The sequence below is a fragment of the Sphingomonas sp. URHD0057 genome (assembly GCF_000620665.1).
GTDB lineage: Bacteria > Pseudomonadota > Alphaproteobacteria > Sphingomonadales > Sphingomonadaceae > Sphingomicrobium.
Genome location: NZ_JIAU01000005.1, coordinates 285,148 through 305,759 on the forward strand (window position 1 = coordinate 285,148; position 20,612 = coordinate 305,759).

Annotated in this window: 28 protein-coding genes; 14 read left to right on the forward strand and 14 right to left on the reverse strand. The window is 66.4% G+C overall.

From position 1 onward, the window contains the following. Positions 1 to 11 precede the first annotated feature (11 nt). Both N539_RS17525 and purT read right to left on the reverse strand, forming a co-directional pair. A complete protein-coding gene (locus N539_RS17525; protein WP_051531161.1) occupies positions 12 to 419 on the reverse strand; it encodes a hypothetical protein in 408 nt (135 codons plus the stop codon). 11 nt (positions 420 to 430) lie between these two features. Further along, on the reverse strand, positions 431 to 1,603 hold the full coding sequence (gene purT / locus N539_RS0101575) for a formate-dependent phosphoribosylglycinamide formyltransferase (protein WP_028968843.1): 1,173 nt from the start codon (positions 1,601 to 1,603) through the stop codon (positions 431 to 433). A gap of 60 nt (positions 1,604 to 1,663) precedes the next feature. On the opposite strand from purT, the gene N539_RS0101580 reads away from it, so the two are divergent. Then, positions 1,664 to 2,545 carry a peptidylprolyl isomerase gene (locus N539_RS0101580; protein WP_028968844.1) on the forward strand — a complete coding sequence of 294 codons (882 nt, stop codon included), beginning with the start codon at positions 1,664 to 1,666 and terminating at the stop codon, positions 2,543 to 2,545. Positions 2,546 to 2,559: 14 nt separating this feature from the next. On the opposite strand, the gene N539_RS14915 is transcribed toward N539_RS0101580, so the two are convergent. The 3 genes from N539_RS14915 to N539_RS14925 all read right to left on the reverse strand — a co-directional run bounded on the left by N539_RS14915 (position 2,560) and on the right by N539_RS14925 (position 3,547). Further along, positions 2,560 to 2,793: a hypothetical protein gene (locus N539_RS14915; protein ID WP_037551672.1), complete on the reverse strand. Its 234-nt coding sequence runs from the start codon at positions 2,791 to 2,793 to the stop codon at positions 2,560 to 2,562. 126 nt (positions 2,794 to 2,919) lie between these two features. Continuing rightward, complete coding sequence (locus N539_RS14920) at positions 2,920 to 3,228, reverse strand: PilZ domain-containing protein (protein ID WP_197018314.1); 309 nt, start codon at positions 3,226 to 3,228, stop codon at positions 2,920 to 2,922. Positions 3,229 to 3,241: 13 nt separating this feature from the next. Beyond that, a complete protein-coding gene (locus N539_RS14925) occupies positions 3,242 to 3,547 on the reverse strand; it encodes a PilZ domain-containing protein (RefSeq protein ID WP_051531165.1) in 306 nt (101 codons plus the stop codon). Positions 3,548 to 3,761: 214 nt separating this feature from the next. Between N539_RS14925 and N539_RS14930 the strand changes: the two genes are divergently transcribed. Continuing rightward, the gene (locus N539_RS14930) at positions 3,762 to 5,126 is read left to right on the forward strand and encodes a L,D-transpeptidase family protein (RefSeq protein WP_197018315.1); all 1,365 of its coding nucleotides are present in this window, start codon (positions 3,762 to 3,764) and stop codon (positions 5,124 to 5,126) included. A gap of 50 nt (positions 5,127 to 5,176) precedes the next feature. On the opposite strand, the gene N539_RS0101605 is transcribed toward N539_RS14930, so the two are convergent. Then, entirely contained in the window at positions 5,177 to 5,839 is a 663-nt protein-coding gene (locus tag N539_RS0101605; RefSeq protein WP_037551674.1) for a murein L,D-transpeptidase catalytic domain family protein, read from the reverse strand. Positions 5,840 to 6,088: 249 nt separating this feature from the next. On the opposite strand from N539_RS0101605, the gene rpsU reads away from it, so the two are divergent. Both rpsU and N539_RS0101615 read left to right on the forward strand, forming a co-directional pair. Next, on the forward strand, positions 6,089 to 6,301 hold the full coding sequence (rpsU, locus tag N539_RS0101610) for a 30S ribosomal protein S21 (RefSeq protein WP_028968846.1): 213 nt from the start codon (positions 6,089 to 6,091) through the stop codon (positions 6,299 to 6,301). 15 nt (positions 6,302 to 6,316) lie between these two features. Beyond that, positions 6,317 to 6,817: an FKBP-type peptidyl-prolyl cis-trans isomerase gene (locus N539_RS0101615; protein WP_028968847.1), complete on the forward strand. Its 501-nt coding sequence runs from the start codon at positions 6,317 to 6,319 to the stop codon at positions 6,815 to 6,817. 1 nt (position 6,818) lies between these two features. On the opposite strand, the gene N539_RS0101620 is transcribed toward N539_RS0101615, so the two are convergent. From N539_RS0101620 to pyrE, 5 genes are read right to left on the reverse strand one after another with little or no spacing between them, the layout of a single operon-like run. Further along, complete coding sequence (locus N539_RS0101620) at positions 6,819 to 7,916, reverse strand: AI-2E family transporter (RefSeq protein WP_028968848.1); 1,098 nt, start codon at positions 7,914 to 7,916, stop codon at positions 6,819 to 6,821. Beyond that, positions 7,916 to 8,788, reverse strand: a complete 873-nt coding sequence (lepB, locus tag N539_RS0101625) for a signal peptidase I (RefSeq protein ID WP_028968849.1) — start codon at positions 8,786 to 8,788, stop codon at positions 7,916 to 7,918. The genes N539_RS0101620 and lepB overlap by 1 nt, the downstream gene beginning before the upstream one ends. A gap of 3 nt (positions 8,789 to 8,791) precedes the next feature. Then, a complete protein-coding gene (gene acpS / locus N539_RS0101630; RefSeq protein WP_028968850.1) occupies positions 8,792 to 9,199 on the reverse strand; it encodes a holo-ACP synthase in 408 nt (135 codons plus the stop codon). Then, positions 9,196 to 9,924: a pyridoxine 5'-phosphate synthase gene (locus tag N539_RS0101635; protein ID WP_028968851.1), complete on the reverse strand. Its 729-nt coding sequence runs from the start codon at positions 9,922 to 9,924 to the stop codon at positions 9,196 to 9,198. Before N539_RS0101635 ends, acpS begins: the two co-directional genes overlap by 4 nt. After that, positions 9,921 to 10,505 carry an orotate phosphoribosyltransferase gene (gene pyrE / locus N539_RS0101640; RefSeq protein ID WP_028968852.1) on the reverse strand — a complete coding sequence of 195 codons (585 nt, stop codon included), beginning with the start codon at positions 10,503 to 10,505 and terminating at the stop codon, positions 9,921 to 9,923. Before pyrE ends, N539_RS0101635 begins: the two co-directional genes overlap by 4 nt. Positions 10,506 to 10,660: 155 nt before the next feature. Between pyrE and coxB the strand changes: the two genes are divergently transcribed. The 10 genes from coxB (at position 10,661) to N539_RS0101690 (ending at position 19,033) form a co-directional block, all read left to right on the forward strand. After that, positions 10,661 to 11,740: a cytochrome c oxidase subunit II gene (gene coxB, locus N539_RS14935; RefSeq protein WP_231462810.1), complete on the forward strand. Its 1,080-nt coding sequence runs from the start codon at positions 10,661 to 10,663 to the stop codon at positions 11,738 to 11,740. 18 nt (positions 11,741 to 11,758) lie between these two features. Continuing rightward, positions 11,759 to 13,435, forward strand: a complete 1,677-nt coding sequence (ctaD, locus tag N539_RS0101650) for a cytochrome c oxidase subunit I (RefSeq protein ID WP_028968853.1) — start codon at positions 11,759 to 11,761, stop codon at positions 13,433 to 13,435. A 123-nt stretch (positions 13,436 to 13,558) separates the two neighbouring features. Further along, positions 13,559 to 14,467 (forward strand): heme o synthase, encoded by a 909-nt coding sequence (locus tag N539_RS0101655; RefSeq protein WP_037551676.1) that lies wholly within the window; start codon positions 13,559 to 13,561, stop codon positions 14,465 to 14,467. After that, positions 14,464 to 14,595, forward strand: coding sequence for a hypothetical protein (locus tag N539_RS19095; RefSeq protein WP_269319416.1), 132 nt, complete (start codon positions 14,464 to 14,466; stop codon positions 14,593 to 14,595). Before N539_RS0101655 ends, N539_RS19095 begins: the two co-directional genes overlap by 4 nt. Continuing rightward, on the forward strand, positions 14,592 to 15,125 hold the full coding sequence (locus tag N539_RS0101665; RefSeq protein WP_269319417.1) for a cytochrome c oxidase assembly protein: 534 nt from the start codon (positions 14,592 to 14,594) through the stop codon (positions 15,123 to 15,125). Before N539_RS19095 ends, N539_RS0101665 begins: the two co-directional genes overlap by 4 nt. Positions 15,126 to 15,174: 49 nt before the next feature. Beyond that, the gene (locus N539_RS0101670) at positions 15,175 to 15,993 is read left to right on the forward strand and encodes a cytochrome c oxidase subunit 3 (protein ID WP_028968855.1); all 819 of its coding nucleotides are present in this window, start codon (positions 15,175 to 15,177) and stop codon (positions 15,991 to 15,993) included. 7 nt (positions 15,994 to 16,000) lie between these two features. Then, positions 16,001 to 16,357: a DUF983 domain-containing protein gene (locus N539_RS0101675; RefSeq protein ID WP_028968856.1), complete on the forward strand. Its 357-nt coding sequence runs from the start codon at positions 16,001 to 16,003 to the stop codon at positions 16,355 to 16,357. After that, a complete protein-coding gene (locus N539_RS0101680) occupies positions 16,354 to 16,953 on the forward strand; it encodes an SURF1 family protein (RefSeq protein ID WP_037551678.1) in 600 nt (199 codons plus the stop codon). Before N539_RS0101675 ends, N539_RS0101680 begins: the two co-directional genes overlap by 4 nt. Next, positions 16,950 to 18,176, forward strand: coding sequence for a M16 family metallopeptidase (locus N539_RS0101685; protein ID WP_028968858.1), 1,227 nt, complete (start codon positions 16,950 to 16,952; stop codon positions 18,174 to 18,176). Before N539_RS0101680 ends, N539_RS0101685 begins: the two co-directional genes overlap by 4 nt. Beyond that, positions 18,173 to 19,033 (forward strand): class I SAM-dependent methyltransferase, encoded by an 861-nt coding sequence (locus tag N539_RS0101690; protein WP_028968859.1) that lies wholly within the window; start codon positions 18,173 to 18,175, stop codon positions 19,031 to 19,033. The genes N539_RS0101685 and N539_RS0101690 overlap by 4 nt, the downstream gene beginning before the upstream one ends. Here N539_RS0101690 and N539_RS0101695 read toward each other — a convergent pair. Genes N539_RS0101695 through N539_RS0101705 form a run of 3 tightly spaced genes read right to left on the reverse strand, consistent with a single transcriptional unit; the run spans position 19,030 to position 20,602 of the window. After that, positions 19,030 to 19,647, reverse strand: a complete 618-nt coding sequence (locus N539_RS0101695; protein ID WP_028968860.1) for a heme exporter protein CcmB — start codon at positions 19,645 to 19,647, stop codon at positions 19,030 to 19,032. The genes N539_RS0101690 and N539_RS0101695 overlap by 4 nt on opposite strands. Then, positions 19,644 to 20,195 (reverse strand): ABC transporter ATP-binding protein, encoded by a 552-nt coding sequence (locus N539_RS0101700; protein WP_028968861.1) that lies wholly within the window; start codon positions 20,193 to 20,195, stop codon positions 19,644 to 19,646. Before N539_RS0101700 ends, N539_RS0101695 begins: the two co-directional genes overlap by 4 nt. Beyond that, complete coding sequence (locus N539_RS0101705; RefSeq protein ID WP_028968862.1) at positions 20,192 to 20,602, reverse strand: metallopeptidase family protein; 411 nt, start codon at positions 20,600 to 20,602, stop codon at positions 20,192 to 20,194. Before N539_RS0101705 ends, N539_RS0101700 begins: the two co-directional genes overlap by 4 nt. Between the last annotated feature and the right edge of the window lie 10 nt (positions 20,603 to 20,612).

Genomic DNA, 20,612 nt, shown 5'->3' on the forward strand with positions numbered 1-20,612 from the left:
CCAGTTTCGCCCTACTTGAGCTCGGTGAAGCTGCCTTTCGGCTTCACCTTGATGACGCAGGCCGGAAGTCCCGACCCGGGGACATCCTTGCAATCGCGAACCTGAGCGCTGCCGTCGGGGCCGGCGAAAATCGCCCAGTCGCGCTGCGAGCCGTTGTCGTAGACGCAGTGCGCCGTCCACATGTCGAGGTTGTTCCACTCAGCCACAAAGCCCGCGCCGGTGATCCGCTTGCAGGTGTAGCCCGCGTCGTAGATCGCGTGCTTGAGCCCGATCGCCAGATTGAACGCGTCCAGCTGGTGAAGCCGATTCTGCTCGGCGCTGCGGACCTTGATCTTGGTCTGCTGCTGAGCCGGCTGAGTTTCGTCGCAGCCGGCGAGGCAAAGGCCTGCCAGGACTGCGATCGTCAAATTCCGGTGCATGCGCGCCTCCTTCAGACGGAGTAACGAATCTTGACGCGCGAAGCTGCAGCCTTGGCGCGTTCGACCGCGTCATCGGCGCTTGCGCAGCGCGCCAGCGCGACGCCCATGCGCCGATTCTGGAGCGTCATGGGCTTGGCAAAGATCCTGAGGTCGACGGGATTACGCGGAGCGCCGAGCGCAAGCGCTTCGGCGAGGCCTTCGAACGCGAAGCTATCGCTCTCCCGATCGGCGAGGATCACCGCGGAAGCGGACGGACCGATCAGCTCGATTGCCGGGATCGGCAAGCCGAGGATCGCGCGCAGGTGAAGCTCGAACTCGTTGGGGAATTGCGAAATCAGGGTGACCATGCCGGTGTCGTGCGGGCGCGGGCTGAGCTCCGAGAAAATCGCCTTGTCGCCGCAGATGAAGAATTCGACGCCGAAAATACCGTGGCCGCCAAGCGCCTCGACCACCTTGCGGGCCTGGTGACGGGCCGACATCAGCGCACCCTCGGATAGCGCCGCCGGCTGCCAGCTCTCGCGATAATCACCCGCGTCCTGGCGATGGCCGACCGGCGCGCAGAACAGGATGCCGTCCTTGGTCGACACCGTGAGCAAAGTGATCTCGCTGTCGAACTTGATGAATTCCTCGACGATCACACGCGGCCGGTCCCCCCGCATCTTCTCGACCGCATAATCCCAGGCCGTGCCGACCTCCGCGGCCGTTTTGGCGGTGGTCTGGCCCTTGCCCGAGCTGGACATCACCGGCTTGACGACGCACGGCAGCCCAACCTCGCCGGCCGCGGCGAGCGCCTCATCGCGGCTTTCGGCGAAACGGTATCTGGACGTGACCAGGCCAAGCTTGGTGGCCGCGAAATCGCGAATTCCGTCGCGATTCATGGTCAGTTGCACCGCCTTGGCGGACGGCGCGACCCGCCATCCCTCGTTCTCGAGCTCGGCGAGCGTCGCCGTGTCGATCGCCTCGATCTCGGGAAGGATGACGTCGGGCTCGTGCTTCTCGACCGCGGCGCGGAGTGCCGCACCGTCGAGCATCGGGAACACCTCGAACGCGTCCGCAACCTGCATCGCGGGGGCATTGGCGTAGCGGTCGCAGGCGATCATCCGGCAGCCGAGGCGCTTGGCCGCGATGGCGAACTCGCGGCCGAGCTCGCCGGAGCCGAGCAGCATCAAGGCGGCGGTGTACATGGCTTGGCGATAGCCCCGCCACGAATGCTCGGCTAGACCGGCGCCACGAAGGGGGAGCCGATGAAACTTCCATTACTTGTCGCCGCTGCCGCGTTGCTGATCGGCGCCGCGCCCGCGGCCAAGCTCACGCCCAATGACATCGTCGCGCAATCCCCGGCGAGCGCGTGGAAAGCGATCGATCCCAACGATCTGCTGGTTATGGACCTCGCTCGCGGCGGGCGGGTGATCATCCAGCTCGCGCCGCAGTTCGCGCCGGTCCACGTCGCCAACATCCGCGCCCTCGCCCGGGGCAACTACTGGGACGGGGCGACGATCTACCGGCTGCAGGACAATTATGTCGCGCAATGGGGTCTGAATGACAGCGACAAGGGTTTTCCGGCCGACGTCGTCGCCAAGCCGCCGGCCGAATATACACGGTCCGTGAAGGGGCTTTCGATCACGCCGCTCGGGTCGGCTGACCCCTATGCCGCCGGCGCGGGGTTCGTGAACGGCTGGCCGATGGCGTTCGATCGCAAGGCCGGCTGGGCCGACCTGACCCACTGCTACGGCACGGTCGGCGTCGGCCGCGACCTTTCGCCCGACACCGGCACCGGCGGCGAGCTCTATGCCGTCATCGGCCATGCGCCGCGCCAGCTCGACCGCAACATCGCCATCGTCGGCCGCGTGGTCGAGGGCATCGACCGCTTGAGCTCGCTGCCGCGCGGCACCGAGGCGCTCGGCTTCTACAAGGACAAAGCGCAATATGTCCCGATCGCGTCCATCCGGCTGGCAAGCGACATGCCCGCCGCGGATCGTCCGTCGTTCGAGGTGATGGATACGGGAAGCCGGACCTTCGCCAATTATCTTCGCCTGCGGGCGAACCGGCATGATGATTTCTACGTCCGTCCGGCGGGCGGCGTCGATGTCTGCAACGTGCAGGTTCCGGTCCGGCGGAAAGGCTAGCGCCGGATCGGCTGCTAGGCTGCCCAGGCGTGGGCGTCGCGATTCTTGTGCTGGATGATGACCGGGCCGGTCGGCCGGCTCGCCTCGGCCAGCGGCAGTGCCGTCGCGCAGAATGCGCATTCCGCCGAGACCCGCCCAATGATCCAGTGGGTGCGCCCGCAGCCGGGGCAGTGATTGACCTCATGATCCCGGTAAACGGCATAATAGCCGCGCTCAAAAAGCCTGCTGGGCACCAAGCTCGTCGCCATCGCGAACCTTCCTTCCGCCGCGCCCAACGAGTGAGGTGAAGGCCGGTTTCACGAGTCGGGCAGCGCCCGGCACAGGCACAGGGAAGTCCAAGCTGAGATGTGGCTGGCCCCGGACCAGCCGAAGCGTTAGGCCCGCAGACCCTCGAGCTCGATCGGTTCGGCGAACTCGGCGCCGAGCTTGTCGCCAGCGATCCATTTGACGACCGCGTTGGCGCGGTCGCGGCCGGGAAGGATCAGCCACACCCGCGAGCCGACCTCGAACGGCCCCTCGGCGACGGCCATGAAGCCGGTCTCGGAGATATTGAGCACGCGCGCCTCCACTCCGCTCGCGCCGAGCTCGCGCACCGTCGCGCCGAGATCGACGGGCAGGCGCGACGAACGGCGCCGGTCGCGGTCGTCCTCGGCAATGCGGGCCTTGATGCTCACGAAGCTCATCTCCATCCGCTAATTACTCCAGCGGAATTGCGAAAGACAGGCCGACACGTCCGTCCTTCACCCAGCGCACCTGTGCCGTGACCAGACCCTGGTCAAGCAGGTGAAGCTGCAAGCGTTCGCCGATGTTCGGAGTGTGAGGGAAGATGAGCATCGCGCCCGAAGCGGAGACGTTGATCAGCCGTACGACATGCTTGCGCCCGCGAAACTCGAGCATGGCCGTGCTCGACACCGACGGGTGCCGAAGCTCGGTGCGCTCGTCGATCGTGCGCTTTTCGCTGCGCGGGATCATCCCGCCGTCGAGAAAATATCCGGACGCCACGTCCAATCGGCTCCCACAAAGCTAATTCTGTCTTAGCCAGCCTCGCTTAAGGATTGGTTTGCGAAAATCGTTGGATAACGAACTTCCCGCACTGTTGCCCCGGCGCGACTGGCGGGCGGTTCGCAACCGGTGTAATATTGTCGAACTCTTGGGGTATTCGTTTAAAATGAACGGGTTGAGGGTGCCATCGGGCACGCGGGCGACTTCTTGGTTTGTGACCACCACGGCAGCGGCGATGGCCGCGCAACCGCTTTTGGCGCAGGTACCCGCCGTGCGGCCCTCGCCGCCGCTGCGGGCGCCAGTCGTGGCCCGGCCGCTGCCGCCGGCCATCCCCGCGCCCAGCCCGAGCGGCGCCGCCGCGGCCCAGCCCGGCGCGCCGGTTCCGGGAAATCCCGATTACACACCCGAGATCGTGCAAACCCCGGGCTCGGTGCCGGTTCCGCCGCCGCTGCCTCCTGCCATCTGGGACGTGGCGAGCGCCGAGCAGCTGCTCGCCTACATTCGGCAGATCGGCGTCGAGGGGCTCAACCCCGCCGACTACGATCCTGACGGGCTGTCCGCCGCTTTGCAGTCGGGCGATCCGGCGCGCATGTCGCAGGTCGCGACCGAGCATTTCAACCGCGTCTCGTCCGACCTCGCGTTCGGGCACGTCAAGCGTTCGCAGCGCATCGACTGGTTCGTCGTCGACAAGGACCTCGATTCGGCGAGGCAGGATTCGCTCCTCCGCAGCGCGCTCGCGACTCACCAGATCACCGAGGCGTTGAACAGCCTGCTGCCGACCCATCCGCAATATGCGGCGTTGAAGGCGGCGCTGGCGAAGTCTTCGCCGACCCAGGCGTCGAAGATCAACCACATCCGGCTGAACATGGACCGCTGGCGGTGGCTGCCGCGCGAGCTCGGCGACAAGTACATCATCGTCAACGTGCCCGGCTTCCACGCCACTCTGGTGGAAAACGGCGTCAACCGCTGGAAGCAGCGGGCGATCGCCGGCAAGCTGTCGACCCCGACGCCGCAGCTCAATGCGACCGCGGTCGGCGTGATCCTCAACCCCTGGTGGGAAGTGCCCAAGAGCATCGAGAAGGAAGCCGCGGGCAAGAAGGGCTTCGTCCCGGTCAAGGGTGAGGACGGCAAGATCCAGCGCTGGCGCCAGCCGCCGGGGCCGACCAACGCGCTCGGCCAAATCAAGTTCGTGATGCCCAATTCGAAGGCGATCTACCTTCACGACACCAATGCGCGCAGCCGCTTCAACGATTCGACGCGGGCGCTCAGCCACGGCTGCGTGCGCACCCAGCACATCCTCGGCCTCGCAACCGAGCTGCTGGGCGACGACGAGGGCGAGTGGACGCCGGACAAGATCGAGGCGACGCTGGCGAGCAAGAAGACGGTCCAGGCCAATTTCGTGAAGCCGTTGCCGGTCTACATCGTCTATTTCAGCGCGGCCGCGCTGCTCGACGGCTCGATCGTCGACTACAAGGACCTTTACGGCCGCGACCCCAAAGCGATGGTCGCGCTCAACATGAAGGACGGCGGAGCGAGCCTGGTGCCACCCAAGCCGAAGCAGGAAGTGGCGTCCAAATAGAAAAAGCCCCGGCGGATGGCCGGGGCTTTTGAAGCTCGCCTGGTTGTTTGTTACGCCAGCTTATCCGCGTAAATCATTCTTCCGCCGGCGAGCTTGCGCATCACTTTGTACTGGTTCTCGCGGCTCATCGCGAAACAGCCTTCGGAGCGGCCGAGCTTGCCGTGGACCGAGATCATGTCGTCCTCGGCATACCAAGCGTTGTGGATGACGATCGCGCGCGGCTCGGCGTTGAAGTTCGACCAGTCGAGGCCGCGGACCTTCATCGAAAGCCCGTACTTGCCGTCGTAATAATCGGCGGTCGTGTATGCGCCGTTGGAGCTCGCGTAGGAGCCGAAATTGTTCGAGAACTTCTCGACGAAGCCCGAATGGTCGGGGTCGGAGCCGCGGCCGTGGGCGACGCGAAAGCTCTCGACCGCACCGCTGGCCATGTCGACGAGGTGGAAGCGCGGCTCGCTCGACGGCTTCGAGAAATCGACGATCCCGATCGTGTCGCGGGCGTAGATCTTGTGGCTGTCGAGCGCGGCCTTGGCCCGGGCGAACAGCTGCGGGTCGACGCCGATCGGCGAGCTGGGCGCCTGCGGCTGGATCAGCGGTGTCGGATTGGGCGCGCCGGAGAGCGGGCTCGTCGGCATCAACAGCGACGGCACCGTGCTCGAGCTCGCGGCTGAAGAGAGGATCGCTCCGGCAGCGCCATAGGCGCCAAGACGCAGCATATCTCTTCGATTCAATGACATTCCCACCCTCCGATTGAAGCGGATGGTCTAACATTCAATGGGTTAACCGCCGATAACCTAAATGTTAAGGTTGCTCGGCCCATCGTTTCGACTGCTCGGTTCGTCGCACAAGGCACAATTTTGCAACGGGTTGAATGCATTCGAGCGCCCTGCTACAGGCCGCGCGCCGCCGAGGTTCGCCTCCGGAGGCCGCTACCCTATTCCCTGGAAGGATTGTGACGGGCTTTTATGCAGATCATCGTTCGCGACAATAATGTCGAGCAGGCGCTGCGCGCGCTCAAGAAGAAGCTGCAGCGCGAAGGCGTCTACCGCGAGATGAAGCTGCGCCGTCATTACGAGAAGCCGTCGGAAAAGCGCGCCCGCGAGCGCGCCGCCGCGATCCGCCGCGCCCGCAAGCTCGAGCGCAAGCGCGCCGAGCGCGAAGGCACGGCTCGCTCCTAACCTCAGCCCAATCGCATGTCCGTCGCCGAAGCCGCCCATCGACCCGCCAACACCGGCCGGGCGGTCAAGCTGTGGCTGGCGTTCCTGATCGTCATCGCAGCCGGCGTGGGCCTTGCCTGGATCGGCGCGGGCTCGCTGCGGCCCGAAGTGACCTCGAGCGGCCTCCAGTTCCGCACCGTCAAAGCCGGCAGCGGCGAGCCCATCGGCAAGACGGACGCGGCGATGCTCGACTATGTGCTGATGGCGAACGACGGGAACGTGTTCGACAGCAGCGAGAGCCACGGCGGCGCCCAGCCCTTCGCCATGGACCAGGTCTTCCCCGGCTTCGCCGAAGCGATGACCCGGATGAAGGAGGGCGGGCAGTACCGCTTCACCATGCCCGAGAGCCTCGCCTTCACCGGCGGCTCGACGCCCCCCGGCTGGCCCAAGGGCAGCCCGCTGACCTTCGAGGTGCGGGTGCGCAAGATCGTGCGCGGCGGGGCGGCGATGATGCAGCAGGGCGCGCCCGGCCAGTAAGCTAATCGGAGGCGACGACCTCCGGTCCTTCGCCCTCTTCCGCCGCCTCGCGCCGGCTGAGGTCGACCAGCACCACTTTCAGTGTCGCCAGCACGGGATCGGCGAACAGCACGCCGAGGACCCCGAACAGGGCGCCCATCAGCAGCTGCATGCCCAGCACGATCGCGGGCGCGAGGTCGACCGTCCGCCGCGCGATGTAGGGGACGACCAGATAGCCATCGATATTCTGGACAAAGAAGTAGACGAAGATCGCATAGAGGCCTTGATGCGGCCCGGCGGAGAAACCGACCGCGACCATCAGCACGCCAGAAGTGATCGCGCCGATGTTCGGGATGAACGCAAGGACGCCGGTGACGAGGCCGAGCAGAGCCGCCATCGGGACGCCGCCGATCATCAGCATGATCCAGGTGAAGACGCCCTCGAAGATCATTCCCACGAGGCGCCCGAACAGCAGCCGCCGAAGGGTGAAGCCGACATGTTCGGCAATGCGGTAGAAGCCGGCGCGGTGCCGCACCGGGAGCATCCAGGCGATGCCGCGGTCGTAGATGCGCGGCTCGGCGGCCAGGAAGATGCCGATCACGAGCATGGCGATGAAGCTCGCGACCGCACCGATCGCGCTGCCCACCGCGGTCGTCAGCCGGCCGACCGATCCCAGCAGCTGGCTGCCGATGTTGGTCGGCTGGCTCGTGGGCATCAGCCCGAGCGAGGCGACGAAGGCGATGACCCGGTTGAACTGCTCGGTGACGACGAGGCGCAGCGCCTCGGCCTGGGCGGCGATGGTCGTGCCGGCAAACCAGAACACCCAGCCGAGGAAGCCGAAGCCGAGAATCAGCGTCAGCAGCAGGCGCCAGCCGCGCGGTATGGGAAGGAAGCGGCCGAGCAGCCGGACGCCGCCATCGAGAAAGACGGCGAAGATCGCGCCGCCGACGATCAGCAGCAGCGGCTGGGCGAGGACGATGACGCCGACGATCGCCAGCGCCATGCCGAGCCACACCGCGGCCTTGGCGATCTCGCGCCTGACCAGGGGGTCGCGGAACTCCGCCGGACCAGGCCGCTCGACATGCGGCTCGGTGGTCGGCGGGGCTTTCCGCGTCGCCATCAGCTGTTCCTGAGTGACTTTCCGGCGCGGCCGGGGCGCAGCGCTTCAAGCCAGGTCAACGGGTTCCACCATTTGGTCGACCCGTCGAGCGAGAAGGTGATGAACTCGGCGCGGCCACCGATATTCTCCCACGGCACCGGCCCGCCGAGCCCACCCTGCCATTCGGGCACGCGGCTGTCGGCGCTGTCGTCGCGGTTGTCGCCCATCAGCCATAGGTGCCCGGCGGGAATGTGCACCGGTCCGAAATTGTCCTCCGGAGTGAGGCCGAGCTCGACCGTGTCGTAGGAGCGGCCGTTGGACAGCGTCTCGCGGATCGTCGGCACCTGGCAGACCATGCCGCCGTCCTTGCCGGGCATGCGATAGGGCAGCAGCTTGTCGTCCTGGCCCGCTCCGCATGGCGAGTTGACGTCGACCGGCACGAGCGTCGGTGCGCGCTTTGCGCGCTTCACCGGCTCGCCGTTGATGATGAGGGTGCCGTTGACCATCCGGATCACGTCGCCGGGGAGGCCGATGACGCGCTTGATGTAGTCGGTGCGCGTGCCGGGGGGCGTGACGATGACGATGTCGCCGCGCTCGGGCAGCCTGCCGAACACTCGCCCCTGCATCGGCGGGACGACGTGGAAGCTCGGGCTGACCCACGACCAGCCGTAGGGATATTTGGTTACCACCAGCCGGTCGCCCGTCAGCAGGCCCGGCATCATCGATTCGGATGGAATGTAGAAGGGCTTGGCGATGAAGCTGTGGAACGCGAGCACGGCGACCAGTACCCACAGCAGGCCCTTGATCTCGCGCCACAGCGCGGAGCCTTCGTCCTTCTTCTCGGCTGGCGGGGCTTCGGGTTCGGCGCTCGCCTCAGGCACGGTATCGCTCAACACTCAGGGCTCCAGCTTGCGGGCGGTCAGGATCACGAAGGCCTGCGCCCAGGGGTAATCGTCGGTCATCGTCAGATGTATGTCGACGGCGTGGCCGTCCGGCGCAAGAGCGTCAAGCCGAGCCTTCGCGCCGCCGGTGAGCTGTAGCGTGGGCTTCCCGGACGGCAGATTAACGACGCCGATGTCCTTCATATGGACGCCGCGCTTGAACCCGGTTCCGACGGCCTTGGAGAAGGCTTCCTTGGCGGCGAAGCGCTTGGCCAGCGTGCCGGCGGTGGTGTGTGGGCGCGAGGCAGCCTTGGCGCGCTCGGTCTCGGTGAAGACCCGCTGGAGGAATTTGTCGCTCCAGCGCGCTAGCGACTTCTCGATCCGCTCGATGTTGCAGAGGTCCGAACCGATGCCGACGATCACCGCGCTTCGTCCATCAACTTGCGCATTCGGCGCACGCTGGCGTCGAGGCCGGTGAAGATCGCCTCGCCGATCAGGAAATGGCCGATGTTGAGTTCGGCGAGCTGGGGAATCGCAGCGACCGGTATGACATTATCGAAGGTCAGGCCGTGACCGGCGTGGGGCTCGATGCCATTCTTGGCCGCGAGCGCCGCGTAATCGGCGATGCGTTTCAACTCGGCCGTTCGCTCCTCGCCCTCGACGTGGGCGTAGCGACCGGTGTGGAACTCGACGACCGGCGCGCCGAGGCGGACCGCGGCCGCCACCTGCTGTTCGGTCGGCTCAATGAACAGGCTGACGCGGATGTTCGCCGCTCCCAGCTTGTCGACATAATAAGCGAGGTGGTTGTGCTGGCCGGCGGCGTCGAGCCCGCCTTCGGTGGTGCGCTCCTCGCGCTTCTCGGGAACGATGCATGCGGCATGCGGCCGATGCCGGAGCGCGATTTCCAGCATCTCCTCGGTCGCCGCCATCTCGAGGTTCAGCGGCAGATCGATCTCGGCCATCAGGCGGTCGATGTCGTTGTCGGTGATGTGACGCCGATCTTCGCGCAGATGCGCCGTGATCCCGTCGGCGCCGGCCTCGGCCGCGATATGCGCGGCACGGACCGGATCGGGATGGTCGCCACCGCGCGCGTTCCGGATGGTCGCGACGTGGTCGATGTTGACGCCGAGGCGGAGTCGGCCGGTCACGCGGCGGCGCGGCTCCCGGGTTTCACCGCGGGGATCGACGCCAGGTCCGGCGGAAGCGCGTCGGCCTCGTAAGTCGGCACGTCGATCTGGATCAGCGGGAAGAACGGCACGCCAAGGTCGGCATTGCCGCCCGAGCGATCGACCAGCGCCGCCTCGGCAACGACGTCGCCGCCGGCCGCGCGCACGGCCTCGATCGCCTCACGCGACGACAGGCCGGTGGTTACCACGTCCTCGACCATCAATACCCTGGCGCCCGGATTGAGGTGGAAGCCGCGGCGAAGCTCGAACACGCCCTGCGGCCGTTCGACGAACATTGCGGGACGGCCAAGCGCTCGGCCCATCTCATGGCCGATGATCACGCCGCCCATGGCGGGGGAGATGACGACGTCGATCCGCTCGCGCAGCTCAGCCGGGATGCGCGATGCCAGCTCGCTTGCCAGCCGCCCCGCACGGACGCCGTCCATCAGCACGCGGGCGCACTGGAGGTAGCGCGGGCTGCGCAGGCCGGAGGAGAGAATGAAATGCCCTTCCAGCAACGCATCGGCGGCGCGGAATTCGGCGAGGATTTCGTCGTCGCTCATCATCGTGACCGTGCCATTAGGCTGCGCCGGACGGCCCTTCAACCATTGCCGGGATGAACCGCTTGAGGCTCGGAAAACCGGCGCCTATAGAGCCGAGCAAATCTAGAGGGGACGCGCATTCGCGCCTCCAGTCCCAACGCATGCCAGGGGTGAAGATGAGACTGATTGGATGGGCGATCGCCTTGGCCATGGCGGGGCTGACACCCGCGGCCGCGCAAACCCCGCCGAGTACGACTGCTCCAGCCAGCACCGCCGCCGCGCCCTCGGCGACGCCGCCCGCCAGCACCGCGCAGGACGCGACCAAGCCCGACGCCGCCCAGCCGGCGATCGTTCCGGGCAGCGTTGGGCACATGATCCCAACGCCGGGCATCGGGGAGCCGGACGGCCGCAAGGGCATCCAGTATCAGGTTACCCCGCTCGGCGAACGCGCGGCGCGGTTCCACAACGGGCCGCTGATGTGGATCGCGGTGATCATCTGCATCGTCGTTCTAGGCCTGCTGCTGTGGACCATGTACCGCTATCGTCGCGGCAGGAATCCCATTCCATCGCGCAACTCGCACAATACTCTGATCGAGATAATCTGGACCCTGGTCCCGGTGCTGATCCTGGTCGGCATCGCCGTCCCGTCAATCAGCCTCCTCAGCGCTCAATATAGCCCGCCGCCCGCCGACGTGACGATCAAGGTGACCGGCCACCAATGGTATTGGAGCTACGAATATCCCGACAACGGCGTCGGCTTCGACAGCTACATGCTGAAGGAAGCCGGCGACCCGACGCGCCAGGCCAACCAGCGCGCCCGCACCGACGACGACGGCCCGCCGCTCCTGGCGGTCGACGAGCGGATCGTGGTTCCCGTCGGCAAGGTGGTGAAGTTCATGATCACCGCCGACGACGTCATCCACAGCTTTGCCGTACCGGCCTTCTGGATCAAGCAGGACGCCAACCCCGGCCAGCTGCACGAAACCTGGGTCAAGGTCGACCGGCCGGGCGTCTATTTCGGCCAGTGCTCGGAACTATGCGGCGCCCGCCACGGCTTCATGCCGATCGGCGTCGAGGCCGTCCCGCCGGCGCAGTTCGCGGCCTGGGTCGCGTCCAAGGGCGGCCATCTCAAGGGCGCCACCCCGCCGGCTGCTGCCGCCGCGCCCGCCGCGACGACGCCGGCCGCCGCCCAGCCCCAGGCGGCCGCCGCGATCGAACAGCCCGCGACCAACCAAGCCGCGACCGCACAGAATTAAGGACCGGAAAGCGTATTCATGAGCACCACCGCCGACTCCCTCCATCTCCGGCCCCACGAGGCGCATGACGCGCACCATGACGCGGATCACAAGCCGGCCTTTTTCACGCGCTGGTTCATGTCCACCAACCACAAGGACATCGGCACGCTCTATTTGATCTTCGCCATTGTCGCGGGCGTGATCGGCGGCGGCATTTCCGGGATCATGCGCTGGGAGCTGATGGAGCCGGGCATCCAGGTGCTCAACCATGTCTGGCCGATCGGCGCCGGCAGCGCGGCGACGTTCGATGAGCAGCTGCACCACTGGAACGTGCTGATCACCGCGCACGGGCTGATCATGGTCTTCTTCATGGTCATGCCGGCGATGATCGGCGGGTTCGGCAACTGGTTCGTGCCGCTGATGATCGGCGCGCCGGACATGGCGTTCCCGCGCATGAACAACATCAGTTTCTGGCTGCTGATCCCGGCGTTCTGCCTGCTGCTCGGCTCGAGCTTCGTCTCCGGCGGCAGCGGCCTTGGCGCCGGCACCGGCTGGACCGTCTATGCGCCGCTATCGACCAGTGGTTCGGCGGGCCCCGCGGTCGACATGGCAATCTTCTCGCTCCACCTCGCCGGCGCCAGCTCGATCCTCGGCGCGATCAATTTCATCACCACCATCTTCAACATGCGCGCGCCGGGCATGACCCTGCACAAGATGCCGCTGTTCGTATGGTCGATCCTGGTCACGGCCTTCCTGCTCCTGCTCGCGCTGCCGGTGCTCGCCGGCGCGATCACCATGCTGATCACCGACCGCAATTTCGGCACGACCTTTTTCGACGCCTCGGGCGGTGGCAACGTCGTCCTCTACCAGCATCTGTTCTGGTTCTTCGGCCACCCCGAGGTCTACATCATGATCCTGCCGGGCTTCGGCATGGTCAGTCAGATCGTCGCGACGTTCAGCCGCAAGCCGGTGTTCGGCTATCTCGGCATGGCTTACGCGATGGTCGCGATCGGCGTGATCGGCTTCGTCGTCTGGGCCCACCACATGTTCACGACCGGCATGAACGTCGACGAGAAGATGTACTTCACCGCGGCGACGATGATCATCGCCGTGCCGACGGGCGTGAAGATCTTCAGCTGGATCGCGACCATGTGGGGCGGCTCGATCACCTTCGAGACGCCGATGCTGTGGGCGATCGGGTTCATTTTCCTGTTCACCGTGGGCGGCGTCACCGGCGTCATCCTCGCCAACGGCGGCGTCGATAATTACATGCACGACACCTATTACGTGGTCGCCCACTTTCACTACGTGCTCAGCCTCGGCGCGGTGTTCGCGATCTTCGGCGGCTTCTATTATTGGTTCCCGAAGATGAGCGGCAAGATGTACAATGAGTTCCTCGGCAAGGTGCACTTCTTCCTGATGTTCATCGGCGTCAACGTCGTGTTCTTCCCGATGCACTTCCTCGGCCTCGACGGAATGCCGCGGCGCATTCCCGACTACACGCCGGCCTTCGCTTATTGGAACTATGTCGCGACGATCGGCTATATGATCACGATCGCCGGGGTCGCGGTGTTTTTCGTCAACCTGTTCTGGTCGCTGGCGGCCGGCAAGAAAGCGCCGAACAATCCGTGGGGCGAGGGCGCGACGACGCTCGAGTGGACGCTGCCGAGCCCGCCGCCGTTCCATCAATATTCGACGCTGCCGAAGATCGACTAGGCAAAGCGAACGTGTTCAAGAGCGCCCCGGTCCGTTGGCCGGGGCGTTTTCTTATCGCCGCGTGCAGGAGAGGTGGTGGGAGGGGCTTTTCGCCTCTGGCCCAAGCCCTTATAGGGCGCGTCAATGCCCGCCATTGAGATGAGCAATCCAGCCGCGCTTCCGGCCGACTGGCGCGATATCCTCGCGCTGACCAAGCCGCGCGTCATGTCCCTGGTCGTGTTCACGGGATTGTGCGGAATGCTCGCCGCGCCGGTCACGCCGCCGCTGGCGCTCGGCTTTACCGCGATCCTCTGCATCGCGCTCGGGGCGGGCGCATGCGGCGCGCTCAACCAATGGTACGAGGTCGATGTCGACGCAAAGATGCGGCGCACGGCCAAACGTCCGCTGCCCGCCGGGCGGATGGACCGCGACGTCGCGCTGCAGTTCGGGGTTGGTCTCGGCGCCTTCTCGGTGTTGTTGATGGGCCTCGCGACCAATTGGCTGGCGGCCGTCCTGCTGGCGGTGTCGATCCTGTTCTACGTGCTGGTTTACACGGTGTGGCTGAAGCCGCGCACGGCGCAGAATATCGTCATCGGCGGAGCGGCGGGCGCCTTTCCGCCGCTGATCGGATGGGTCGCCGCAACCGGGCGTGTCGACGTGCTTCCGCTGCTGCTGTTCGTGATCGTGTTCCTGTGGACTCCGCCTCACTTCTGGGCGCTGTCGCTGTTCGTGCGCTCCGATTATGCGGCGGCCGGAATTCCGATGCTGCCGGTGGTGGCGGGGCCACAGAACACGCGTCGCCAGATTTTCGCCTACAGCCTGGTGATGACGGCCGCGGCGCTCGCGCCGTGGCCGATGGCACTCGCCGGGCCGATCTACGGAATCAGTGCGGCAATCCTGAGTTTGGTGTTTGTCGTGCTCGCCGCGCGCGTCATGGGCAACCGGTCGACCGAGCCCGCCCAGATGGGCCCGGAGAAGCATTTGTTCGCTTATTCCGTCTTCTATCTCTTCGCGTTGTTCATGGTGCTCGTGGTCGACCGGTTCCTCGCATGACCAGGCTCGAGGACGAGGTCGTCCGCAAGCGCCAGCGCGAGCGAGCGAGGATCATGGCCTGGCTGCTCGGCGGCTTCGTCGTCCTGTTGTTCTTCATCACCATCGCCAAGACGGGGATCAACTGGTGACCGCACTCGCCCACAACCGGAATACCAAGACTGCGCTGATCATGGCCGTGATCGTCGCCGCGATGATCGGACTGGCCTTCGCCAGCGTGCCGCTGTTCCGCATCTTCTGCGAGGCGACGGGATTTGCCGGCACCCCCCAGCGGGCCGAGAAGGCGCCGGGCGCGGTGGCCGGCCAGGTCGGCGTGCGCTTCGACGCCAACGTCCACCCCGGCCTGCCGTGGCGGTTCGAGCCGGAGCAGACCACTGTCCGGGTCAAGCCCGGCGCGCGGACGCAAATCTTCTATCGCGCCCAGAACCTCAGCGCGAAGACGATCACCGGGCAGGCCGTGTTCAACGTCAGCCCCGACCAGGTCGGCAAATATTTCAAGAAGATCCAATGCTTCTGCTTCACCGAGCAGACGCTCAAAGCGGGCGAGGCCAAGGACATGCCGGTGGTCTTCTTCGTTGATCCCCAGATCACCAAGGATCCGGACACCAAGGACATCGACGAGATTACCCTGAGCTACACTTTCTACCCGACTGGAAGTTGAGCAAACGGGCCGCTAGAGCCGTGCCGAGCAACGAGGGAAAGCCGCATAAATGGCCGCGACGAAGAACCACGACTACCATCTCGTAGACCCGGATCCGTGGCCGATCATCGGCGCGATCTGCGGCGGCCTGCTGTTCAGCGGGGCCGTGATGTGGTTCCACTCCAACCGCTACGGCGTCCCCGTCATGGTTCTTGGTTTCGCCGGCGTGATCATCACCATGATCAGCTGGTGGAAGAATACCATCGACGAGGCGCACACCGGCTATCATACACCGGTCGTCCAACTTCACCTGCGCTATGGGATGATCCTGTTCATCGCCTCCGAGGTGATGTTCTTCCTGGCCTGGTTCTGGGCGTTCTTCGACAGCTCGCTGTTCCCGTCGGCGGTGGACGCGGTCGGCGGGCAATGGCCGCCGAAGGGCATCGAAGTGCTGAACCCGTGGGGCTTCCCGCTGCTCAACACGATGATCCTGCTGTGCTCCGGTACGACGGTCACCTATGCGCACCATTCGCTGATCCACGGCGACCGCGCCGGGCTCAAGCTCGGGCTGTGGATGACGATCTTGCTCGGCCTGCTGTTCACCAGCATACAGGCGTGGGAATATGCGCACGCGCCGTTCGCCTTCAAAGGCAATATCTACGGCGCGACCTTCTTTATGGCGACCGGCTTCCACGGCTTCCACGTGATCGTCGGCACCATCTTCCTGAGCGTGTGCCTGATCCGCTCCTACAAGGGCGACTTCACGCCGAGGCAGCATTTCGGGTTCGAGGCGGCCGCCTGGTACTGGCATTTCGTCGACGTCGTCTGGCTGTTCCTGTTCACCTCGATCTACGTCTGGGGCGGCTGGGGCGCGCCGGTCCACGGCTAGGGATGCGATGGCGGAGCCGTCGCCTGTTGCGTTAGCGCTTGGCGGACGCTGCCCGCAGTGCGGAGCGCCCGGCCTGTTCGACGGCCTCGTCCGCTTCGCGCCCAAGTGCCGGGCCTGTGGGCTAGACTTTCACAGCTTTAACGTCGGCGACGGGCCAGCGGCGTTCCTGATCCTGATCGTCGGCGCGATCGTCACAATTGGGGCGATCACGCTCGAGCTTGCCGCCGAGCCGCCGTGGTGGGTGCATCTGGTGTGGATTCCGGTCGCGACCGGCCTGACGATCTTCGGCCTGGGGCTCGGCAAGGCGTGGCTGCTGGGCCAGGAATATCAGCACCGGGCGCGCGAAGGGCGCATCAGCGAATGATCCGCCGCCTGCCCATCCTGCCAACGATCGTTGTCGTTGCCGCGGCGGCGTTGATGGTCGGGCTGGGGTTCTGGCAGATCCAGCGCGCGAGATGGAAAGAGGGGCTTCTCGCCCGCTATGCCAACGCCGACCGCCAGCCGCCGATCGTGTGGCCGACGGTGCCGCTCCGCCAGGACCTGCTCCCGCTGTTCCGTCATGCGACGGGCGTCTGCCTGAGGCCGGTCGGCCAGCGCGCCGTTGCGGGCGAGAATCGTGCAGGCGAGCCGGGTTATGTCCATATCGTCGACTGCGTGACCGGCGCCGAAGGGCCGGGCATGAGCGTGGAGGTCGGCTGGTCGAAGAATCCGAACGCCAGGGTCAATTGGCCCGGCGGACCAGTCAGCGGGGTCATCGCGCCCGACCGGCGGACGGCGATGCGGCTGGTGGCGGGAAGCGCGCCGACGGGGCTCGAGCCGAGCGCGCCGCCGTCCTTATCGGCGATCCCCAACAATCATCGGTTTTATGCTGTGCAATGGTTTGCGTTCGCCGCAATCGCCTTGCTGATTTACGCGCTGGCGGTGAGGAAACGGCTGAAGGAAACGCCGCCTCCCCAATGATGAAGCTGACCACTCTCGATAATGGCTTGCGTGTGGTGAGCCGCGACATGCCGGGTCTCGAAACCGCCTCGGTGGGCGTCTTCGCGCGCTGCGGTGCCCGCGACGAGCCTGCCCACTTGAACGGGCTCGCGCATATCTTCGAGCATATGGTGTTCAAGGGCGCGGGCGGCCGCTCGGCGCGCGAGCTGAACGAAGCGATCGAGGACGTCGGCGGCGAGCTCAACGCCGCTACCGAGCGCGACGGCACGTCCTTCACTGCGGCGGTGATGGCCGAGCATGTGCCACTGGCGGTCGAGCTGATCGCCGACCTGCTGCTCCGTCCGCACTTTTCAGCCGACGATTTGGAGCGCGAAAAAGAGGTCGTGCTGCAGGAATTGGCGGAGGTCGGCGACACCCCGTCGGACCTGATCTTCGACGAGCTGTGGGCAGCGTCATTCGGCGACCAGCCGCTCGGCCGCTCGATCCTCGGTGAGGAAGGGAGCATTCGGCGGGTTACCCCGGCCGACCTCCACGACTGGCGCGAACAGCAATATCGGGGGCAGGATCTGATTCTCGCCGCCGCCGGGAAGGTGTCGCACGACGCGCTGGTCGAAGTTGCCGAGCGGCACTTTAGCGAGCTTCCGACCGGCCAGGCGGAGATTGGCGAGCGGGCCAATTTCACCGGCGGCGTGCGGATCGGCCGCGTGGCAAGCGAGCAGGCACACCTTACCTTCGGGTTCGAAGGCCCGGCCGAACGCGCGGATGATTATTTCGCGGCCCGTCTGTTCGCCGATGTCATCGGTGGCGGCGCTTCGTCACGGCTGTTCCACGAGGTCCGCGAGGAACGCGGGCTCGCCTACAGTGTCGGTGCGTCGCTCCACCCGTTCAGCGATGTCGGGCTGTTCTACGTTCACGCCTCGACCTCGCCGCGCGAAGCTGCCGCCACGTCACACCTGATTGGCGAAATCCTTCGCGACAGCGTCGAGACGATTGCCGAGCGCGAGGTCGAGCGAGTGCGCACCCGTGCAGCGGCGGGCCTGCTGATGCATCTCGAGACGCCGTGGGGACAGGCCTCCTACGCGGCGCGGCAGCTGGCGGTGTACGGCCGGCTCGTCGAGCCCGCGGAAGTGTTGGTGCAGCTTGCCAAGGTGACGCTTCAGGAGGTTTGCTCGGCGGGTGGGAGGATGCTCGGCGGGCCCCGCGCGACGGCGACGATCGGCGTTCCCGCCGTCCGTGCGGCGTGAGCGATCTCTCCACCATCGTCGCCGAGCCGTGGGCGGACTGGGGGCTGATCGACTGCGGCAACGGCCTGAAGCAAGAACGCTACGGGCCGTTCAAGGTCGTTCGGCCGGAACCCCAGGCGATGTGGCGGCCGGGGCGCGACGATTGGGATCCCGACGCTACCTTCGTTCCCGGCTCGGACGAGGAGGGCGGGGGCCGTTGGGTCGAGCACCGGCCGGTCCCGCGGCAGTGGCAGCTCGCGCGGGACGGCGTCACCTTCAACGCATCGCTGACGCCATTCCGCCACCTCGGCTTTTTCCCCGACATGGCGCCGCAGTGGGACTGGATGCGAAAGCGAGCGGCGGATGCCGACGTTCTGAACCTGTTCGGCTACACGGGCGTCGGGTCGCTCCTCCTCAGCGACGCCGGCGCGAGCCTGGTCCATGTCGACGCATCGAAGAAGTCTGTCGAACAGGGCAGGGAGAATGCGAAGCTCTCGGGCCTCGACGATCGCCCGATCCGCTGGATCGTCGATGACGCCGGCAAGTTCACCGCCCGCGAGGTTCGCCGCAAGCGCCGCTACGATGGAATCCTGCTCGATCCGCCGAAGTTCGGCCGAGGCCCAGAAGGCGAGGTGTGGCGGCTGGAGGAGAATCTGGCGCCGCTGCTCGCCGATTGCCGGAAGCTGCTCGACGCAGACAGCCGCTTCCTCGTGCTGACGATCTATGCCGTTCGCATGTCGGCCTTGGCGATCGGCGAGCTGGTCAAGCAGACTCTCGCTGATCTGGGCGGAATGGTCGAAATGGGCGAGATGGCGGTGCGCGAGGAATCTCGCGGATTGCTGCTGCCGACCGCCATTTTCGCGAGGTGGAGCCGCTAGGTCCTGGAGGCGCGGATCGCGGCGCCGGCGACGAACGGCGCGCCGGCAGTGAGCAGCAGCGACACGGCCGCTTCGAGCAGCAAAGCATTCGCCGCGCCGAAGATCAGCAACGGGACGGCGAGCGGAAGCAGCAGCAGCCCGGCGAGCGAGCCGGCGCGCGGCAGGCCGGCAGTGACCGCGGCCACCGCGACCGCCAGCGCTGCAAGACCTGGAGTTCCGATCGCCAGCGCGAGTTCGGCTTTGGCAAGCGATGCGCCGTCCGTCGCCAGCAGCGCCGAGGCGGGGATCGCCGCGATGATCAGCAGCGGCGCGAAGGTCAGCCAGTGCGCGGCGATCTTGGCGAAGGCGACACTCTCCTCGGCGAGGCCGTGGAGCGCGAGCTGGTCGAGCACTCCGTCGGCGCGGTCGGGCTCGACCAGGCGCTCGATCGGCAACAGCGCGGCGGTCAGCGCGGCGATCCACAGGACGCCGGGACCGATGCGCGCCAGCAGCCGCGCGTCCGGCCCGATCGCGAACGGGATGAGCGTCGCCACCAGGAGGAAGAAGGCGATCGGCAGCCACGCCGCGCCGGTAAAGCCGCGGCGCAGGTCGCGAGTGATCAGGTCCCAGATCATCGGCCGAGCTCCAGCTTGCGCCAGTCGCCGCCAAGCTGCTGATGTGAAGCTGCGAGGACCGCTCCTCCGCCCTCGAGATGCCGCTCGACCAGTGCGCCCAGCCGCCTCCTGCCGTCGGTGTCCAGCGCGTTGAGGGGCTCATCGAGCAGCCATAACGGCGCGCCCGAGGCGGCGACGCGGGCCAGCGTCGCGCGCTTGATCTGTCCGGACGACAGCAGCCTGATCGGAATCTCGGCGAGATGATCGATGCGGAGCGCGACCATCGCCTGTTCGATACCGCCACCCCAGAACCCCAAAGCGTGCCTCAGGAGCAGGTCGCGGTCGAGCGCCACATGGTCATCATCTAGCGCGACCGCCGAGCGCTCGACCCCGCCGGCCTCGGCGTGCAGCAGCCCGGCCGCAAGGCGGATCAGGCTTGACTTGCCGCTTCCGTTCGGGCCCGCCACCTGCAACCGCTCGCCGGGCCCGAGCTCGAGATCGAGGCCATCGAACAGCAGCCGCCCGCCGCGGCGCAACGCGACATTTTCGAAGCGCAGCAGCGGCGTCACTCGGCGCTGTCCTCGAGCGCATGCATGTCGTCGTCGGAAAATCCGAAATGGTGCCCGACCTCGTGGATGACGATGTGCGAGACGAGCTGATCGAGGCTGACCCGGGTCCCCTGCCACTCGGCGAGAATCGGCCGGCTGTAGAGGGTGATGCGCTCGGGCAGGATGGTGGGGTAGCTGACGCTTTGATGGTTGAGGGGCACGCCTTCGTAGAGGCCGCTCAATTGCATCGGATGCCGCAAGCCGACGCGGCGCGCAGTCTCGGCATCGGCGACCGGCTCAATGAACAGCAGAATCTCGCCGAGGCTCTCGCGAAAGGGCGACGGCAGGCGCCGGAGCGTGGCTCTCGCAATCGCCTCGATCTCGTCGTCGTTCGGCCTTCGGCCGGAGAGGCGCTCGGCGGGTGTCATGGATGCGCAA

Coding starts and splice junctions, on each gene's coding strand:
- N539_RS0101615 (WP_028968847.1), top strand. CDS start 6,317: ATGTCCGTCGCCGAAGCCGCCCATCGACCCGCCAACACCGGCCGGGCG.
- N539_RS0101680 (WP_037551678.1), top strand. CDS start 16,354: ATGATCCGCCGCCTGCCCATCCTGCCAACGATCGTTGTCGTTGCCGCG.
- N539_RS0101655 (WP_037551676.1), top strand. CDS start 13,559: ATGCCCGCCATTGAGATGAGCAATCCAGCCGCGCTTCCGGCCGACTGG.
- N539_RS0101695 (WP_028968860.1), bottom strand. CDS start 19,647: ATGATCTGGGACCTGATCACTCGCGACCTGCGCCGCGGCTTTACCGGC.
- N539_RS17525 (WP_051531161.1), bottom strand. CDS start 419: ATGCACCGGAATTTGACGATCGCAGTCCTGGCAGGCCTTTGCCTCGCC.
- coxB (WP_231462810.1), top strand. CDS start 10,661: ATGAGACTGATTGGATGGGCGATCGCCTTGGCCATGGCGGGGCTGACA.
- N539_RS0101580 (WP_028968844.1), top strand. CDS start 1,664: ATGAAACTTCCATTACTTGTCGCCGCTGCCGCGTTGCTGATCGGCGCC.
- N539_RS0101675 (WP_028968856.1), top strand. CDS start 16,001: ATGGCGGAGCCGTCGCCTGTTGCGTTAGCGCTTGGCGGACGCTGCCCG.
- N539_RS0101605 (WP_037551674.1), bottom strand. CDS start 5,839: ATGCTGCGTCTTGGCGCCTATGGCGCTGCCGGAGCGATCCTCTCTTCA.
- ctaD (WP_028968853.1), top strand. CDS start 11,759: ATGAGCACCACCGCCGACTCCCTCCATCTCCGGCCCCACGAGGCGCAT.
- N539_RS19095 (WP_269319416.1), top strand. CDS start 14,464: ATGACCAGGCTCGAGGACGAGGTCGTCCGCAAGCGCCAGCGCGAGCGA.
- purT (WP_028968843.1), bottom strand. CDS start 1,603: ATGTACACCGCCGCCTTGATGCTGCTCGGCTCCGGCGAGCTCGGCCGC.
- pyrE (WP_028968852.1), bottom strand. CDS start 10,505: ATGAGCGACGACGAAATCCTCGCCGAATTCCGCGCCGCCGATGCGTTG.
- rpsU (WP_028968846.1), top strand. CDS start 6,089: ATGCAGATCATCGTTCGCGACAATAATGTCGAGCAGGCGCTGCGCGCG.
- N539_RS14915 (WP_037551672.1), bottom strand. CDS start 2,793: ATGGCGACGAGCTTGGTGCCCAGCAGGCTTTTTGAGCGCGGCTATTAT.
- N539_RS0101620 (WP_028968848.1), bottom strand. CDS start 7,916: ATGGCGACGCGGAAAGCCCCGCCGACCACCGAGCCGCATGTCGAGCGG.
- N539_RS0101705 (WP_028968862.1), bottom strand. CDS start 20,602: ATGACACCCGCCGAGCGCCTCTCCGGCCGAAGGCCGAACGACGACGAG.
- N539_RS0101670 (WP_028968855.1), top strand. CDS start 15,175: ATGGCCGCGACGAAGAACCACGACTACCATCTCGTAGACCCGGATCCG.
- N539_RS14920 (WP_197018314.1), bottom strand. CDS start 3,228: ATGAGCTTCGTGAGCATCAAGGCCCGCATTGCCGAGGACGACCGCGAC.
- N539_RS0101685 (WP_028968858.1), top strand. CDS start 16,950: ATGATGAAGCTGACCACTCTCGATAATGGCTTGCGTGTGGTGAGCCGC.